The following is an 18,961-nucleotide window of genomic DNA, read 5'->3' on the forward strand; positions in this document are numbered from 1 at the left end:
GGTATCACAGATGGAATATCACCGATGGGTTCGCGTTTCGACGACGAGCGCGTCGGGTAGTCCTGTCGAAGTGACTTTTTCGGCGGCCGGGCGGTCCGCCGGAAGGTCGGTCGGACGTTGTCACTGTTGTGGATGGCTAGGAGAGCTGCGGTGGCGGTTGTACTCGTGCTTCGTGCGCGTGGGCTCGGTGATCTCCTCACCGCGGTGCCCGCGCTGCGGGCGCTGCGCCGCGCCAGGCCCCACGATCACATCGTCCTGGCCGCGCCACACCGGCTCAAGCCGATCGTCGACCTGATCACGTCGGTGGACGAGATGACGCCGGCCGCGGACGCGGCGGGTCTGCGCTGGGACGGCGAGCCGCCCGAGCTGGCGGTGAATCTGCACAGTGGTGGCGCGGAGGGAATCGTCGAGCTGGCCCGGACCGATCCGGCGCGGATCCTGACCTATCGCCATCCGGCGGTTCCGGGGGTCGGCGGGCCGGAGTGGCAGCCGGAGATGCACGAGGTGGATCGCTGGTGCCATCTGCTGGAGACCGACGGGATCACCGCCGATCGCCGCAATCTCGGCCTGGTGCCGCCGGTGTCGACGACCAGTCACCGCGATTGCGTCGTCGTGCACGCGGGCGCGGGCGCGGCCGCGCGACGGTGGCCGGCCGATCGGTTCGCGGCGGTGGTGCGGCATCTGCTGGTGGCCGGTCGCGAGGTGGTGCTCACCGGCGACGAGTTCGAACGTCCGACGGCACTGGAGATCGCGGCGCGGGCCGGTCTGCCGCAGCGGCAGGTGCTGGTGGGCAAGCAGAATCTGATCGAACTCGCCGCGACGGTCGCCGAGGCCGGGCTGGTGGTGTGCGGCGATACCGGGGTGGCGCATCTGGCCACCGCGTTCGGGACCCGGACCGTGGTGCTGTTCGGGCCGACGTCGCCGAGCCGCGGGGGGCCGCCGCCGCATCTGCTGGGCCGGCACGTGGTGCTGTGGTCGGGCACGGTCGGCGACCCCGAGGGCGATGCGCCCGATTCGGGGCTGCTGGAGATCTCGGCGGACCAGGTGATCGGGGCGGTCGACGAGCAGTTGCACCGGCGGGCGCTGGCGAGTGCCGCGAGTCAGCGGCGCCGCGCGGGGTTCCGGCGGGTCGGCTGAACCCACGACCGCAGCGTCGGACGGCGGCCGCCCGCGGTGCGGTATTCGACGACGGGCTCCGCCACCGGGCATTCGACGACGGGCTCCGCGACCGGCAGCCGTCTGCGGGACCGGATCCGCGGGTTACCGGCATAATTCGGCACACGTGCCGGCTCCGGCCGGTGAAAGGCCGACGCGCGCAGCACATTTCGGCGATGCGTCCGGTATCGGCTCCCCTCGGCCGAACGAGCCGATACCTCGATTGTGCCGGCGGAGATGCCCGGTCGCGTCGGTGGTGAACGTGCCGGGGCTCGAACGCACCGGCGGGGCCGCGGTTCGAACGACAGTGCGGTATCGCAATGTCCGCAATCTTATGGCGAATAGTCATCGGCAGCCGATCCGGAACGTTGAACTGGTTCTGATCTGCGTGTCGTTATCTCTCCGTGACGACGACGCTGGTATTTTGCCCGGCTGTGATAGTCACAGAAAGTTTGCGGGCAGAGGACCACGCGCGCTGCCTCCGGCCACCGGCCGACCGGCCGGCGCGCCGATCGCTGTCGGGTGTCCGCGGAGACCGGCGCCGGTGCTGAGATCGCCACGGCCGCGGGCGACCGCCCAGGCGATCGCCCTCACCGCCGCGGTGGTGGGCGCGTCGGTGACCGCGCTGGTGGCGGCGGATCGGCACGGGGCCGGTCATACGCGGGGCCTGGAGACGGTCGGGCACGCGCTGGTCGTGGCCACCCGGCCGCTGGACGACGAGCCGCCGGTCGCGGTGGTGGATGCCCCGGATGCGCTGCTGGAGGCGGCCCTGGACTTCCGGCCGCGTACGGTGCGGCCGGTGGCCGGGATGCCGACCTCCTACTTCGGGATGCGGTGGGGCGCACTGCATGCCGGTATCGACTTCGGTGAGGCGCTGGGCACGCCGATCGCGGCGGCGACCGACGGGGTGGTGGTCGAGGCCGGGCCGGTGGCGGGATTCGGGCTGTGGGTGCGGATGTTGCAGGACGACGGCACGATCGGCGTCTACGGGCACGTCGACCGGATCCTGGTGGGCGTCGGCGAGTCGGTGCGGGCCGGGGACCGCATCGCGACGGTCGGCAACCGCGGTTTCTCCACCGGGCCGCACCTGCACTACGAGGTGTGGACCGACGAGCGTGGCGCCCGGATCGATCCGCTGCCGTGGTTCGCGGCCCGGGGTGTGGATGTCGACGCCCCCCAGCCGGAGAACCGCCTCGAATGGGGTCCGCACTGAGTCACGGGCGCGACCGAGCACGCCCGCGACCGTCCCGCCGCTGATGCGTACCGGTCTCCGCGCGGTGAACGACGACCGTCAGCGCAATCGCTCGGCATCCTTGGTGAGCGAGACCAGGGCGGTGGTGAGGACGGCCAGTTCCCGCGCGTCGGCACCCTCGGCGACGGCGATGGCGACGTCCTCGGCGGCGCAGCGGGCGGCGAACCAGCGGTCGGCCAGATCGGCGGCCTCCTGGGCGCTGAGGACCACGGCGTCGTCGGGAATTCCGGTGCCCTCCAAGCCCTTACGATGCTCGTAGGCGCGTTGCCGGCAGGACTGGCGGCAGTATCGGCGACGACGGCCGACGTCGGATTCGGCGATCTCCCGCCCACACCACAGGCAGGACAGCAGCAGACGGCGCGGCATGGTCCGACACCTTAACCGGAACGAAACCATTACGCTGGCGGCACGCCGACCCGATCGCGGAATGGGGTCGCGCAACCGCACGGTGACACCTCACACTAAAATGTCGGGGTTGACCATCGCCGGGAACTGTTTTATAGCAGGGCACGTTCATACTTCTGTAGGGCGTTGCCGAACAGGCTAGAGAGGACCGCACACCATGGCAGATCGCGTACTCCGAGGCAGCCGGCTCGGAGCGGTGAGCTACGAGACCGACCGCGACCACGACCTGGCGCCGCGTCGGATGGCGCGGTACCGGACCGACAACGGCGAAGAGTTCGATGTGCCCTTCGCCGACGACGCCGAGATCCCCGCGACCTGGCTGTGCCGCAACGGCCAGGAGGGCGTGCTGCTCGAGGGTTCCAGCCAGGAGCCCAAGAAGGTGAAGCCCCCGCGCACGCACTGGGACATGCTGCTCGAGCGTCGCTCCAAGGAGGAGCTCGAAGAGCTGCTGCAGGAGCGTCTGGAACTGCTCAAGACCCGCCGCGGGCGGGTGTAGGAGAACGAACGCGAGCCGCGTCCACCCTTCGGGGTGGACGCGGCTTCGTCGTCTCGGGGGCGGGGTGTTACCGCGCGACGCGGCGATACTGCAACAGCGACAACGGGATCGCGACGGCGAGGATCGCCAGGGAGCAGCCGATCGAGTACGTCACGCAGTGCTCGGCCGCCCAGCCGTGCGGGGGCGTGAACGACGGCGGGGCGCCGTTGCCGAACAGCTTCCGGCCCGAGGCCGCGACCGCGGTGATCGGGTTCCACTGGGCGATCGCGCGCAGCGGACCGGGCAGGGTCTCCGCGGAGATGAACGCCGACGACACGAACGTCAGCGGGAACAGCCAGATCAGGCCGGCGCTCTGGGCCACCTCCACGCTCGGTGCCAGCAGGCCGGTCAGCGCGCCCACCCACGACATCGCGAACGCGAACAGCAGGATTACACCGAAAGCCAGTGCGGCGTCGGCGAATCCGTCGTTGATCCGCCAGCCGACCACGTAGCCGCAGCCGACCATGACGGCCAGCGCCAGCATGTTCACCAGCAGATCCGACAGGGTCCGGCCCGCCAGCACCGCCAGCCGCGACATCGGCAGCGTCCGCATCCGGTCGATGATGCCCTGCTGCATATCGTTGGCCAGGCCGACGGTGGTGAAGGCGGCGTTGAACGCGACCGTCTGGGTGAAGATGCCGGCGAGCAGGAATTCCCGGTACTGGCTGCCGCCGAGCGAGGCGCCGAAGATGTAGGCGAACAGGAAGACGAACATCAGCGGCTGGATGGTCGCGGTCACCAGGAGGGTCGGCACCCGCAGGATGGTCAGCAGATTGCGGTAGGCCACGATGGCGCTGTCGCGGAACAGCCGCATCGGCGGGGTCGGCAGGGCCGGCTGCGCCTCGGCCGCTGTGGGTGCTGGGGAGGCTTCGGGGGCCGCCACCGTCGCTCCGGCGGACTTCACGACATGATCTCCTCTGCAAGGTCGTCGATCTCGGAATCGTCGGTGCCGGGCTCGCCGGATTCGGGAGCGTCGGTGGCGGTGGCGCCGGTCAGCGACAGGAATACGTCGTCGAGGCTGGGCCGGTGCACGGCCGCGTCGACGACGACCACATCGGCGTCGTCCAGGCGGCGCAGCGCCTCGACCATCGTGCGGGTGCCGTCGCCGACGACGATCGACACCTCGTCGGTCCCCGGTTCGTGACCGGGTTCGCCGATGCCGACCTGGGCCAGCACCTGTTCCGCCAGGGCCGGGTCCTGGCCGGCGGCCAGGGTCACGGTCAGCCGGTCACCGCCGATCGAGGTCTTCAGCTCGTCCGCCGAGCCGCGCGCGATCACGCGGCCGCGGTCGATCACCGTGATCCGGTCGGCCAGCAGATCGGCCTCCTCCAGGTACTGGGTGGTGAGCAGCACGGTCGTGCCGTCGTCGACCAGGTCGCCGATGACCTGCCACATGTCCAGGCGGCCACGGGGATCCAGGCCGGTGGTCGGCTCGTCCAGCACGACCACCGGCGGGCGGGCCACCAGCGCGCCGGCCAGGTCCAGCCGGCGGGCCATGCCGCCGGAGTAGGTGCCGGCGCGGCGGCCGGCCGCGTGGTCCAGGCCCAGAGCCGACAGCAGTTCGGTGGCCCGGTCCGACGCCTGCCGCGGGCCCATGCCGTACAGCCGCGCGACCATGCGCAGGTTCTCGAAGCCGGACAGGTTCGCGTCGACGGCCGCGTACTGCCCCGACAGGCCGATGCGGGTGCGGGCGCGCGACGGGTCGCGCAGCACGTCCACGCCCGCGACCCGGACGGCGCCGGCGGTGGGTTTGAGCAGGGTGGTGACGATGCGCACGGTGGTCGTCTTGCCGGCGCCGTTCGGGCCGAGCAGGCCCATCACCGTTCCCGCCGGGATCGCCAGATCGATCCCGTTCAGGACCCGTACTCGGCCGTAGGCCTTCACCAGGCCTTCGACCTCCACGGCCAGACTCATCCTTCGAGCTCCTTCGCTTCGACGTTGCCGAGCAGGTGTTCGCGCAGGACCGGGCCGATCACCGCCAGTGCCTCCGGCGTGGTCATGCCGGAGTGCCGGCAGCGCACCAGCTGATCGTGGATCGTCCCGGTCACGTAGGGCGCCCAGGATTGCGCGCGGCGATCCGGGTCGGCCCGGTTGATCTCGTCGTCGGCGGCGGTGAAGAACAGCAGATCACCGTCGAAGACCTGGGGGCGGAAGCGGTGCGCGAGGTCCGCTCCCTGGGTGTAACCGGTGTAGAGCCGCTGCAGGTGGTCGACCGTGAGCGCCGCGAACGGGCCGGGGCGGTTGTGCAGCAGTTCCGCGGCGTCCTGCAGCGTCAGCCGCGGATCCAGATCGGTGTCGCCGCCGAGCAGGTCGCTGCCGAATTCGCCGATGATGTCGGCGATCCCGGGGACGGCGTGCGCGACCCAGCGGTCGGTCAGCTCGTAGCTGTCCATCATGGCCAGCAGCGCGACCCGCTCCCCCGCCCGCTGCAGCTGGACCGCCATCTCGTGCGCGATCAGGCCGCCGAGCGACCAGCCGAGCAGATGGTACGGACCGTGCGGCTGCACCGAGCGCAGCTGCGCCACGTAATCCCGCGCGAGGGCCGCCATCGACGGGGATTCCGCCGCGCCGGTCACGTGCGGGGCCTGCAGGCCGTAGACGGGCCGGTCGGCGGGCAGGTGCGCGAGCAGGCCGGAGTAGCACCACGCCAGTCCGATCGCCGGATGCACACAGAACAGCGGCGGGGTCGCCGAGCCCGGGGCCGACCGGATGGGCAGCAGTGGCCGCAGTGCCGCGGCCAGCGCGTCGCCGGCCTCCGCGTCGAGCCGGGCCGCGATGGCCGCGGGGGTGGACTCGCCGAACATCGCCTGCACCGGCAGGTCGATACCGGAGGACCGCACCTGCGACACCACCTTGGTCGCCAGCAGCGAGTTGCCGCCCAGATCGAAGAAGCCGTCGTCGAGACCGACCTTCTCCACACCGAGTACCTGCTCGAACGCCGCGCACAGCGCCTTCTCCGCGGGGGTACCGGGCGCGCGGTAGTCGTGGCCGCCACCGAACGACGGCACCGGCAGCGCCGACCGGTCCAGCTTGCCGACCGGATTCAACGGCACCCGGTCCAGCAGCACGATCGCCTGCGGCACCATGTAGTTCGGTGCCCGGTCGGCCACGTGCGCGGTGAGTTCCGCGGCGGTCACCGCGGCGCCGGGGCGCGGCTTCACGTAGGCGACCAGCGCGGTGGCGCCGGCGGGTGTCTTGTGCCCCACTGTGGTGACGAACTCGACCGCGGGGTGCCCGGCCAGGACCGCGTCGATCTCGCCGAGTTCGATGCGGAAGCCGCGGATCTTCACCTGGTGGTCGGTGCGGCCCACGTATTCCAGATCGCGGCGGTTGTCGTGTTCGAGCCAGCGCACGAGGTCGCCGGTGCGGTACATCCGCTCGCCCGGCTTGCCGAAGGGGTTGGCGACGAACCGGGTCGCGGTCAGCCCGGGGCGGTGCAGGTAACCGCGGGCCAGGGCCGAACCGGCCAGGTGCAGTTCGCCGGTGACGCCGGCCGGGGTGGGGTGCAGGCGCGGATCGAGCACCACCGACTGCACGCCGCGGATCGGGCCGCCGATGGTGATCGGCACGCCGGGGCGCATCGGCTCGGACATCACCGTGACGATGGTGGTCTCGGTCGGGCCGTACACGTTGTAGAGCGTGCGGCCGGGCACGTTCCAGCGGGTCACCAGGTCCGGCGGCAGGGCCTCGCCGCCGACCAGGATGTGCCGCATGTCGGTGACCTCGGCCGGATCGACCGTGCCCAGCGCGGAGGTGGTGATGAAGGCGTGCGTGATGCGCTCCTCCGACAGCACCCGGGCCAGATCCGCGCCGCCGTACACCCCGGCCGGGGCGATCACCAGGGTGGCGCCGCCGCCGAGGGCGAACAGCAGATCCAGCATGGCCGCGTCGAAACTCGGGGTGGCGAAGTGCAGGACGCGGCTGCCGGGCCGTACGTCGAACCGGTCGGCGGTCTCGGCGGCGAAGTTCGACAGGCCGCCGTGGCTGACCGCCACGCCCTTCGGCACGCCGGTCGACCCGGAGGTGTAGATGACGTAGGCCAGATGGCCCGTCCGCACCACGCCGCGCAGCTCGCCGGGTGCGATCGGCGCGTCGGAGGTGCGCAGCACCCGCCGCCGGAACGACGGCGCGTCCAGCACGGTCCAGCTCGCCCCCGCGGGCATCCGCTCGCGGTACGCCGACATCGTGATCCCCACCGCCGCACCGGAATCGGTGAGCATGTGGGCGATGCGGTGTTCCGGATAGTTCGGGTCGACGGGGACGAACGCGCCGCCGGCCTTGGCGACCGCCAGGGTCACCGCGACCGATTCGGCCGAGCGCGGAATGCCCACGGCCACCAGGGTTTCCGGGCCGACGCCGAGCGAGATCAGGACCCGCGCCAGGCGGTTGGTCCAGCGGTCCAGGGCGTCGTAGGTGACCTGGGTGCCGTCGCAGCGCAACGCGACCGACTCCGGCGCGAGCGCCACCGACTTCGCGAACACCTCCGCGAGGGTGACCGGGCGATCGGCGATGGCGCCGCGGACGGGGGCCAGGCCGGACCATTCGGTGGCGTCGAGCAGTTCCAGATCGCCCACGGGCAGCATCGGATTCGCGGCCGCGGCGGTGAGCAGGCGGATCAGGCGCCGACCCAGATCGGTCGCGGTGGGCTCGTCGAACAGGTCGCGGGCGAAGTCGATCGACACCGTGATGCCGTCGGGTTCCCGCTCGCCGCCGGTGGTCCACTCCTCGGTGAGGGTGAACTGCAGGTCGAACTTCGCGACCGCGGGATCGGTGTCGGCGGGCTCGATGCGCAGATCGGGCAGATCCAGCACCCGCACCGGCTGGTTGCGCACCGACAGCATGACCTGAAACAGCGGGTGATGTGCCTGCGACCGTGCCGGATTCAGCACCTCGACCAGCCGTTCGAACGGCACGTCGGCGTTGGCGAACGCCTCCAGGTCGGTCTCCCACACCGCGCGCAGCAGTTCGGCGAAGGAGGCGCTGGCGTCGATCCGGGTGCGCAGCACCAGGGTTCCGACGAACATGCCGATCAGCGGATCCAGCGCCTGATGCCCGCGACCGGCGATCGGGGTGCCCACGGCGATGTCGTCGACGGCGGTGAGCCGGTGCAGCAGGGTGGTCAGCGCCGCGTGCAGCACCATGAACATGGTGACGCCGTGTTCCGAGGCGATGGCCTGCAGTTCCCGGTGGGTCTGCGCGTCCAGCCGGCACTCCACGGTGCCGCCGCGGTAGCTCGGCGTCGCCGGCCGCGGCCGGTCGGCGGGCACGGTGAGCAGTTCCGGCAGCCCGGCCAGCGCGCCCCGCCAGTAGTCCAGCTGGCGGCTGATCGTCGAATCCGGATCGTCCTCGCCGCCGAGCAGTTCCTCCTGCCACAGCGTGTAATCCGCGTACTGGACCGGCAGTTCGGCCCAGCCCGGCTCGGCGCCGGTCAGTTGCGCGCGGTAGGCCAGGGCCAGGTCGGCGGCCAGCGGATCCAGCGACCAGCCGTCCATCGCGATGTGGTGCAGGACCAGCACCAGCACGTGGTCCTCGGGGGCCAGGCGCAGCAGCCGGGCCCGGATCGGGGCCGTGGTGGCGAGATCGAAACCGGGCGTGGCGAACTGCCGCACCTGGTCGTCGATGTCGGCCTCGGTCACGTCGGCGACCTCGAGGGTGATCGCGGCGGCGGCCGGGTCCAGGACCCGCTGGAAGGCGCTCCCCTCGAGTTCGGGGAACACCGTGCGCAGCGTCTCGTGCCGGACCTGTACCGCCCGCAGCGCCGCCTCCAGCGCCACGGGGTCCAGAGCGCCGCGCAGCCGCAGCGCCGCCGGGACGTTGTAGATGCCCTCGGTCTCCGGTCCGGTGCCGTTGAACCGCTCCAGGAACCACAGCCGGCGCTGGGCCGCCGACAGCGGCACGCGCTGCGGGCGGGTGCGGCGGTGCAGTCGCGGACCGGCGTCGCCGACGCCGGAGCCGGTGTCCAGCAGGGCGGCCAAGCCGGCGACGGTCGGGGTGGTGAAGACCGTGCGCACCTCCAGCCTGGTGCCGGTGGCGGCGGTGAGCCGGGCCACCAGCTGGGTGGCCAGCAGCGAGTTGCCGCCGACGTCGAAGAAGCTGTCGTCGGCGCCCACGGCCTCGGCGCCGAGCAGTTCCGACATCACCTGCGCGACCAGGCGTTCGGCCTCGGTCTCCGGCTCGCGGGCCACCGCGACGGTCAGCTGCGGCTGCGGCAGCGCGGCGAGGTCCAGCTTGCCGACCGGGGTCAGCGGGATCCGTTCCAGCACCGTGACGCTGCTCGGAACCATATGGGCGGGAAGGTGTTTCGCGACATGGCCGCGGACCTGCTCGACGTCCAGCGCGGCCGCCTCGACCGGCTGGACGAAGGACACGATGCGGGCCGCGCCCGCGATGCGGCGCACCTCGGTGTGCGCGAACCGGATCTCCGGATGCCCGGTCAGCACGCCGGAGATCTCGCCGAGTTCGATGCGGAAACCGCGCACCTTCACCTGATGGTCGCTGCGGCCCAGGTACACCAGCTCGCCCGCGGTGTTCCAGCGCACCACATCGCCGGTGCGGTACAGCCGCCCGCCCGCGGGGCCGAACGGATCGGCCACGAACCGGGTCGCGGTGAGCGCCAGCCTGCCGAGGTAGCCGCGCGCCACACCCTGCCCGCCGACGTACAGCTCACCGGGGACCCCGACCGGCACCGGCCGCAGCCGCTCGTCGAGCACGACCGCGCGGGCGCCGCGGACCAGGGTGCCGATCGTGACCGGGACGCCGGGGGTCAGCGGGCCCGCGATGGACGCGGCGACGGTGGCCTCGGTCGGGCCGTAGCAGTTGAACATGGCCCGGTCCCGCGCCCAGCGCTGGACCAGTTCCGGGCCGATGGCCTCGCCGCCGGCGGCCAGCGCCCGCAGTCGCGGCAGCGGCCAGCGGTCCGCGTCGATGGTGGCGAGCGCGGCGGGGGTGATGAAGGTGTGCGTGATGCCCTCGGCCTCCAGCAGCGCACCCAGTTCGTCGCCGCCGTAGACGTCGGTGGGGCAGATGACCATGGTCGCGCCCGCGCCGACGGACAGCAGCAGATCCAGCACCGCGGCGTCGAAGCTCGGGGTCGAGAAGTGCAGGGTGCGGGATTCGCGTTCGATCCGCATGCGGTCGCGCAGTTCGTCGGCGAAGTTGGACAGGCCGGCGTGGGTGACGGCGACGCCCTTGGGCTTTCCGGTGGAGCCGGAGGTGTAGATGACGTACGCCAGATCCGAGGTCCGCACCGGGCGTACCCGCTCGGCGTCGGTGATCGCGCCGGCGGCCCGGAGGTCGAGGTCCGCGATCAGTTCCGGGTCGTCGAGCAGCAGCCACTCGGTGCCGCCCGCCGCGGTCAGCCGCTCGGCGTCGGCGGTGATCGTCAGGCCGATGCGGCACTGCGCGTCATCGAGCATGTGCCGCACCCGGTCGGCGGGATAGTTCGGGTCGACCGGCACGTACGCGGCGCCGGCCTTGGTGACCGCGAGGACCGACAGCACCGAGCGCAGCGACCTGGTCAGGCCGAGCGCGATCCGGTCCCCCGGACCCACTCCGGCCGCGATCAGCTTGCGCGCCAGGCGATTCGAGTACGCGTCGGCCTCGGCGTAGCTGGTGTCGGTGTCGCCGGAGCGGAACGCGATCCGGTCCGCGTGCAGATGCGCGGTGGCCGTGAAATAGCCGGCCAGCGTGCACGCCGGGGTCGGCACCGGCCCGTAGGCCGGGGTGAACCGCGCCCGTTCGAGGTCGGTGCGCGCGTCGATGTCGCACACCCGCGACCGCGGGGCGGCGGCCACCGCGGCCAGCACCAGCGCCAGCCGCTCGGACAGAACCCGGACCGTCTCTACGTCGAAAAGCTCTGCGGCGTAGACGAATTCGAAGGCGAGATCGGTACCGGCGCCGCGGCCGCGCACGGCCGGCAACACCCGCAACTCCAGATCGAACTTCGCCAGCGCGATGTCGAGTTCCTCCGCGCGCAGCCGCAGCCCCGGCAGCTCCAGCGCCGGCGCCGGGCCGTCCTGCACGGTCAGCGCCACCTGCAGCAGCGGCGCACCCGGACCACCGGACCGGCCGTCGCGCGACAGCGCCTCCACCACCCGTTCGAACGGCAGCTCGGCATGCGACATCGCGGCCAGTTCCCCGTCGCGATCGGCGTGCAACTGCTCGAGGAAGGTGTGGTCCGGATCCACCCGGGACCGCAACGCCAGGGTGTTGACGAACATGCCGACCAGCTCGTCCAGGCGGCTGTCCCCGCGCCCGGCGACCGGGGTGCCGACCACCACGTCGCGTCCGCCGGTGACCGCGCGCAACAGCACCGCCAGCGCCGAGCGCAGCACCATGAACACGCTCACGCCCTCGGCGCGGGCCAGCTCGCGCAGCCGTTGCTGGACGGTCGCGGGCACATCGAAGCGCACGGTGCCGGCGCGATGGTTCTGCTCCATCGGCCGCGGCCGGTCGTAGGGCAGCGGCAGTTCCTCCGGCAGCTGGGCCAGCGTCTCGCGCCAGAAGCGCAGCTGCACCGCGGCCGGGCTGCCCGGATCGTCCTCGTCACCGAGGCAATCCCGTTGCCACAGACTGAAATCCGCGTACTGTACCGGCAACGGCGCCCAGGCCGGCGCCGCGCCGCCGCGGCGGGCGGCGTAGGCGGTGGCCAGATCTCGGGTCAGCGGAGCCAGTGACCAGCCGTCGGCGGCGATGTGGTGCAGCACCACACCCAGTACGTGCCGCTCCAAACCGATGCGCAGCAACTGGATTCGCAGCGGGATCTCGCGGGTGAGGTCGAATCCGCGCTGCGCCAGCGTGCGCAGCGCCAGCCGCGCGCCCTCCTCGTCGGCGGCGACCGGTTCCACCACCGGCATGCAGCGGCGGGTGTCGAGCACCAATTGATAAGCGCCGGAACGATCCTCGGGGAACAGGGTGCGCAGCACCTCGTGCCGGTCGACCAGGTCGGTGAGCGCCGCCCGCAGCGCCGGGGCGTCCAGGTCACCGTCGATCCGGATCGCGAAAGCGATGTTGTAGGCACTGGATTCGGGCGCGTACCGGTTGAGGAACCAGACCCGCTGCTGCGGCAGCGACAGCGGGATCCGCGCCGGGCGCGGGCTGCGGGCCACCAGGGCCACCCGCTCGGCCCGCGGCGCCTCCGCCAGCCGGGCCGCGACACCGGCGATCGTCGGCGCGTCGAAGATCACCCGCACCGGCAGATCGACACCGAACTCGTCCTGCAGCGCGGCGGTCAGCCGGGTGGCCAGCAGCGAGTTGCCGCCGGCGTCGAAGAAGCTGTCCTCGGCGCCGGGCACCGCGTGCCCGAGCACCGCCGCGAACACCGTCGCGACCCGCAGCTCCCATTCGGTCTCCGGTGCACGGGTCGGACCCGCCACCGCGAACACCGGGGCGGGCAGGTTCTTGCGGTCCACCTTGCCGGCGGGGGTGGTCGGCACCGAGTCCAGCACCGTGACGGCCGCGGGGACCATGTAGGCGGGCAGCAGTTGCCGCGCGGCCGCCAGCAGCTCCGCCGGATCCACCCTGGTGTCGGTGGTGACGTACGACGCCAGCCGCGGATGACCGTTGTCGCCGGTGTGCACCACCGTGAGCGCGAATCGCACCCCGGGCTGGGCGCGCAGCACATGGTCGATCTCGCGCAGTTCGATGCGGAAGCCGCGGATCTTCACCTGATCGTCGGCGCGGCCGAGGAACCGCAGTTGCCCGGTCGTCGCGGCGACCACCACGTCGCCGGTGCGGTACATCCGCTCCCCGCGCCGGCCGTGCGGATTGGCCGGGAACCGCTGCCCGGTCAGGCCCGTGCGGCCCAGATAGCCGCGCGCGAGGCCGGGGCCGGACAGGTACAGCTCACCCGGCACCCCCGGCGGGACCGGCTGCAACCGGCCGTCGAGGACGAACAGCCGCATACCGCGCACCGGCAGGCCGATCGGCACCGGCCGCCCGGGCACCATCGGGCCGGTGGCCGTCGCGGCCACGGTCGCCTCCGACGGGCCGTACATGTTGTGCATCCGCCGGCCGCCCGCGGTCCAGGTCGCCACCAGCTCCTCCGGGCAGGCGTCGCCGCCGACGATCACCGCCTCCAGTTCGCCGAGCCCGTCGGCCGGGACCGTGGCCAGCGCCGCCGGGGTGACGAAGGCGTGCGTGACCCGCTCCTCGCGCAGCAGCCGGGCCAGTTCCGCGCCGCCGTACAGGCCGGCGGGCGCGACCACGACCGTGGCGCCGGCCGCGAAGCCGAGCAGCATCTCCAGCACCGACGCGTCGAACGACGGTGACGAGAAGTGCAGGGTCCGAGCCGAATCCGTCACGCCGAACAGGTGCATCTGTTCCTGTGCCAGCGAGGCGATCCCGGCGTGGGTGACCACCACCGCCTTCGGGGTGCCGGTGGAGCCGGAGGTGTAGATCAGATAGCCGGGATGCGCGACCCGCAGCGGATAGTTCCGCTCGGTATCGGCGATCGGGGTGGTCGCGAACCGGTCCATCGCGGCGGCCAGCGCCGGCGAACCCAGCAGCAGCCAGTCGACGTACTGCTTGCGGTGCCGCCCGCGGCGCACCGGCCAGTCCGGCATCGCGGCGTGACAGCGCGCGTCGGTGAGGCCCAGCATCGCACCGGAATCCGACAGCATGTGCGCGATCCGGTCGGCCGGATAGTCCGGATCGATCGGCACGTAGGCGGCGCCGGACTTGGCGACCGCCCAGATCGCGGTGATCGCGGCCGGTCCGCGCGGCAGCGCGATCGCCACCACGACCTCCGGGCCCGCGCCGTGCTCGATGAGCACCCGCGCCAGCCGGTTGGAGGTGTCGTCGAGTTCGCGATAGGTGGTGTCGTGGCCCAGATACCGCACGGCCACCGCGTCCGGCACCCGCTGCGCGGTCTCGGTGAACAGCCGGGCCAGCGTGAGCGCCGCCTCGGCGGGCGCGCCGATGATCGGCACCAGTTTGCCGATCTCGCGGGCGTCCAGCAGCGGCAGGTCGCCGACCGGCGTCTCCGGCGCGGTCACCGCCGCGGCCAGCAGCCGGACGAACCGCCGCGCCAGCCCGGACACCGTGGCCTCGTCGAAAACATCGGTGGCGTAACCGAATTCGCAGGACAGCACCGTCTCGTCGGCGGCGCCGGCCGGTTCGTGCACGGTCAGCTGCAGATCGAACTTGGTGACGCCCGCCTCCAGTGGCAGCACCCGCGCCGACACCCCGGGCAGCGCGATCTGCGGTTCCGGCGCGCGGTCGTAGGACAGCATCACCTGGAACAGGGGATGCCGGCCCGCGTCGCGCACCGGGTTGACCACCTCGACGAGCCGTTCGAACGGCACGTCGGCGTTGGCGAAGGCGTCCAGGTCGATCTCCCGGACCCGATCCAGCATCCGGGCGAAGCCCGCGGCCGGTTCGACCCCGGTGCGCAGCACCAGGGTGTTGACGAACATGCCGACCAGCTCGTCCAGCGCCGGATCCGAGCGGCCGGCGATCGGCGTGCCGATCACCACGTCGCCGGTGTGGCACATCCGGCCCAGCAGCGTCGCCAGCGCCGCGTGCAGCACCATGAACGTGCTGACGCCGCGCTCGGCCGCCAGAGCCGCCATCGCGCGGCGGGTGTCGGCGGGCACGGTGAACTCCACCCGCCCGGCGCCGCCGTCGCGTTGCAGCGGCCGCGGCCGGTCCAGCGGCAGATCCAGCTGATCGGGCAGGCCCACCAGCGCGGTCCGCCAGTAGGCCAGCTGCCGCGCGAGCGCGGATCCGGAATCGGTTTCGTCGCCGAGCAGTTCGCGCTGCCACAGCGCGAAGTCGGCGTACTGCACCGGAAGTGGCTCCCACCGCGGCGCGGCGCCGCCGGCGCGGGCGGTGACCGCGACGGTCAGATCGCGCACCAGCGGCGCCACCGACCAGCCGTCCCCGGCGATGTGATGCAGCACGACCAGGAAGACGTGCCGGTCCGGGCCGGTCTCGTACAGCGCCACCCGGATCGGCGCCTGACTGCGCAGATCGAAGCCGTACCCGGCGTATTCGGTGGCCAGCGCCAGCACGTCCGCGTCGGCCGCGTCGATCGGATCGAGGGTGAGCGGGATCTCGCTCGCCGGATGCACCCGCTGCACCGGGCCCTGCGGGGTGTCGGGGAAGGTGGTGCGCAGGCTCTCGTGCCGTTCCAGCACGTCGACCAGCCCGGCCCGCAGCGCCGCCACGTCCAGCGGGCCGCTCAGCTCCACCGCCAGCGGCATGTTGTAGGCGGCGGCCTGATCGGCGAACCGGTTCAGGATCCACAGCCGCTGTTGTGCCAGCGACAGCGGAACCCGCTCCGGGCGCGCGACGGCGACCAGCCGCGGCGAGGCGGTGTCCGGATTCTGCGCCTCGAACCGCGCGGCCAGTGCCCGCACGGTCGGCGATTCGAACAGGTCGCGGATGGTGAGACCCGCGCCGAGGGCCGCGTTGACCCGGCCCACCGCGCGGGCCGCCGACAGCGAATTGGCCCCCAGGTCGAAGAGGTTGTCGTCGATACCGGGAGCCTCGACACCGAGCACGTCGGCGACGATGCCGGCCAGCCGGCGCTGCACCTCGGTCTCGGGCTGCGCGCCGGGCGCCGGTTCGCGACGGGCCGCCGGGGCGGGCAGCGCGGCGCGATCCACCTTGCCGTTGGTGCTCAACGGTAGCTCGTCGAGCACCATCAGATGCGCGGGCACCATATACCCCGGCAGCGTCCGGCGCAGCGCGGCCGTCAGCTCCTCGATGTCGGGCTCGGCGCCGGGCGCCGCGACCAGATACCCTGCCAATTCCGCGTCCTCCCCGCTGCCGCGGGCGACGCAGACGGCGCGCGCGACCCGCCGGTCGGCCAGCAGTTCCGCCTCGATCTCGCCGAGCTCGATCCGCAGACCGCGGATCTTGACCTGGAAGTCGCTGCGGCCCAGGTATTCCAGCGCCGCACCGGCGCCCACCCGCCAGCGCACCAGATCGCCGGTGCGGTACAGCCGCGCCCCCGGGCGGTGCGGATCGGCCACGAACCGGTCGGCGGTCAGGCCCGGGCGGCCCAGATAGCCGCGCGCCAGTTGCACGCCGGCCAGGTACAGCTCGCCGACCACCCCCGGCGGGACCGGGCGCAGCCGCTCGTCCAGGACGTACACGCGTGTGTTCCAGATCGGCGCGCCGATCGGGACGCTGTCCTGCGCCGGATCGCAGGCCCAGGCGGTGACGTCGACGGCGGCCTCGGTGGGGCCGTACAGGTTGTGCAGCTCCGGTGCCGAATCCCCCAGCGCCGCATCGAAATCGCGGACGGTCGCGGCGGGCAGCGCCTCACCGCTGCAGAACACCCGGCGCAGCGTGACGCAGCCGCTGACATCGGTGTCGGTGACGAAGACCGACAACATCGACGGCACGAAATGGGCTGTGGTGACACCCTTCTCGGCGATGACACCGGCCAGATAAGCCGGATCGCGGTGCCCGTCGGGCACCGCGACCACCAGCCTGGCCCCGATCTGCAAGGGCCAGAAGAACTCCCACACCGAGACGTCGAAGGTGGCCGGTGTCTTCTGCAGCACCACGTCCGTCGCGTCGAGCGGATAGGCGTGCTGCATCCAGCGCAGCCGGTTCACGATCGCGGCGTGCGCGACGCCGACGCCCTTCGGGCGTCCGGTGGATCCGGAGGTGAAGATGACGTAGGCCAGATGATCCGGCCGCAGCGGGGCGCACCGGTCCGCGTCGGTGATCGGCGATCCGTCCCCGGCGGACAGGTCGAGCGTGTCCACATCCAGTCGCGTTGCGCCGGAAGGCAGTTCGAGTTCGTCGCGCGCGGCGGTCAGCACGCACACCGGCCGCGCCTGCGCCAGGATGTTGCCGATCCGCTCGGCCGGATGATCCGGATCCAGCGGCAGATACGCCGCGCCCGCCGCGACGATCGCGTACATCCCGACGACCAGGTCGAGGCTGCGGCGGATCGCCAGGCCCACCACCGTGTCCGGGCCCGCGCCGCGGGCGATCAATTCCCGGGCCAGCCGATTCGCTCGCGCGTCCAGTTCGGCGTAGGTGAGGGTCTCGTCCCCGAATTCGAGCGCGACCGCCTCCGGCGCGGCCGCCACCCGCTCGGCGAACAGCCCGGCCAGGGTGCCACCGGCGTGCTCGGCGTCGGTCGAATTCCATTCTCGCAGAACCTGTTCGCGCTCGGCGTCGGTGATCACCGGCACCACCGCCACCGGGGTGTCGGGGGTGGTGGCCAGCAGTCGCGGCACGAAATCCAGGAAGCGCGCGTGGTGCGCGGCGAGATCGGCGTCGCCGTACAGCTGCGGATTGGCCTCGAAATCGAGATGGATGCCCTCGCCGGTGCCGTTGTACAGGTTCACCGACAGGTCCTCCACCGGGCCGGTGGACAGCACCCGCAGCGCGCCGGGCAGCGCGCCGAACCGCAACTCCCGGTGGAACAGCATGATGTTGACCATCGGCCCGAAGAACCCGCGGGTGTCACGGGAGTAACCGCAGTCGCGGCGGATGTCGTCGTGCCGGTACCGCTGATGCTGCAACGCCCCGGTGATCTGCTCCTCGATCGCCGCGACCACCTCGCCGACCGTGGTCGACGGATCGATCCGCGCCCGGATCGGCACCACGTTCGAGACCACGCCCCCGGAGCGGCGCAACGTCTTGGAGGTGCGCGCCGACACCGGCAGGCTGAGCACCACATCCGGGTTGCCGGTCACCGCGTGCACGTAGCAGGCCAGCGCCGCCACGAACAGCGCGGCGCTCTTCTGCACCTGGAAGGTGGCCGCCGCCTGCAGCAGTTGCGCCTGGACCGCTTCCTCGACCGCACCGGTGGCGATCCGCCGGTCGCCGGTGGGCGCCGCCGACGCCACCGGCGACTGCGACATGCTGACCGGCGCGCCCACACCCGCGAGCCGTTCGACCCAGTAGTCCCGGTCGGCGTGGAACTGCTCCGATTCGCGGTACTCGGCCTCTCCGGCGTAGACCTCCGCCAGCGGGTCGGCGCGCGAGACCGAGGGCTCGGCCCGGTTCTCCAGTGCCGTATAGATCTCGGCGGTGCGGTTCGTCGCGTTCATCGCGCCGTAGCCGTCGAGGACGATGTGGTGGGCGCGCGAGTACCAGATGTAGTCCAGATCCCCGGTCCGCAGCACGGCGTGGAAGATGAGCGGTTCCCGTTCCAGATCCATCGGCGCCCCGGCGTGGGTGGACATCCAACGCTGCGCGGCCGCACGCGGATCGGCCTCGTGCCGCAGATCCAGCCGGGCCCAGCCCGACCGCCGCGCCGGATCGATCAGCTGATGCGGAACCCCATCGATCTCCACCAATCGCACCTGATTGACCTGCGCCTCGGCGCCGTACCGCTCTACGGCGTACAACAGACGGCCGACGTCCAGATCACCGTGGATCTCCACGTACTGGGCGATCGTCAAGGGCACCTCGGGATGGATGCGCTGCGCGTACCAGAGGGCCGTCTGGGCAGGTGACAGGGCGAAGGGTTGTGCCGAAAGTTCGCTCGCAGAGCATTGGTCGACGTGGTCGGTGGCCAATGAGCTCATCCATCACTCCGTTCTGCCGCTGTTGACGCACAATCCCCGAGCTGATGAATCGGACATTTCCGGGCACGCGCACGCGCGAACCACGGGACGTCGATCCACGCCCTATGATTCGGA

Annotated in this window: 7 protein-coding genes; 3 read left to right on the plus strand and 4 right to left on the minus strand. The window is 72.0% G+C overall.

What is annotated here, in order from left to right; translation table 11 throughout:
• The first annotated feature begins 150 nt into the window (after positions 1-150).
• Together NRB56_RS17465 and NRB56_RS17470 are read left to right on the plus strand one after the other, a co-directional pair.
• On the plus strand, positions 151-1,137 hold the full coding sequence (locus tag NRB56_RS17465; RefSeq protein ID WP_319943118.1) for a glycosyltransferase family 9 protein: 987 nt from the start codon (positions 151-153) through the stop codon (positions 1,135-1,137).
• 562 nt (positions 1,138-1,699) lie between these two features.
• The gene (locus NRB56_RS17470; RefSeq protein ID WP_319943119.1) at positions 1,700-2,368 is read left to right on the plus strand and encodes a M23 family metallopeptidase; all 669 of its coding nucleotides are present in this window, start codon (positions 1,700-1,702) and stop codon (positions 2,366-2,368) included.
• A gap of 78 nt (positions 2,369-2,446) precedes the next feature.
• Here NRB56_RS17470 and NRB56_RS17475 read toward each other — a convergent pair whose 3' ends face one another.
• Entirely contained in the window at positions 2,447-2,773 is a 327-nt protein-coding gene (locus tag NRB56_RS17475) for a hypothetical protein (protein ID WP_019925939.1), read from the minus strand.
• Positions 2,774-2,969: 196 nt separating this feature from the next.
• Between NRB56_RS17475 and NRB56_RS17480 the strand changes: the two genes are divergently transcribed.
• Entirely contained in the window at positions 2,970-3,308 is a 339-nt protein-coding gene (locus tag NRB56_RS17480; protein WP_153343474.1) for an RNA polymerase-binding protein RbpA, read from the plus strand.
• Between the two features lie 67 nt (positions 3,309-3,375).
• Here the strand turns inward: NRB56_RS17480 and NRB56_RS17485 are convergent, their stop codons facing one another.
• The 3 genes from NRB56_RS17485 to NRB56_RS17495 form a co-directional block, all read right to left on the minus strand.
• A complete protein-coding gene (locus NRB56_RS17485; protein WP_153343807.1) occupies positions 3,376-4,155 on the minus strand; it encodes an ABC transporter permease in 780 nt (259 codons plus the stop codon).
• Between the two features lie 92 nt (positions 4,156-4,247).
• Positions 4,248-5,261, minus strand: coding sequence for an ATP-binding cassette domain-containing protein (locus NRB56_RS17490; RefSeq protein WP_153343476.1), 1,014 nt, complete (start codon positions 5,259-5,261; stop codon positions 4,248-4,250).
• Positions 5,258-18,847: a non-ribosomal peptide synthetase gene (locus tag NRB56_RS17495; protein WP_153343478.1), complete on the minus strand. Its 13,590-nt coding sequence runs from the start codon at positions 18,845-18,847 to the stop codon at positions 5,258-5,260. Before NRB56_RS17495 ends, NRB56_RS17490 begins: the two co-directional genes overlap by 4 nt.
• Positions 18,848-18,961: the final 114 nt, after the last annotated feature.

This window comes from Nocardia aurantia (assembly GCF_009604425.1).
In the GTDB taxonomy this organism is placed as follows: Bacteria; Actinomycetota; Actinomycetes; order Mycobacteriales; family Mycobacteriaceae; genus Nocardia; species Nocardia aurantia.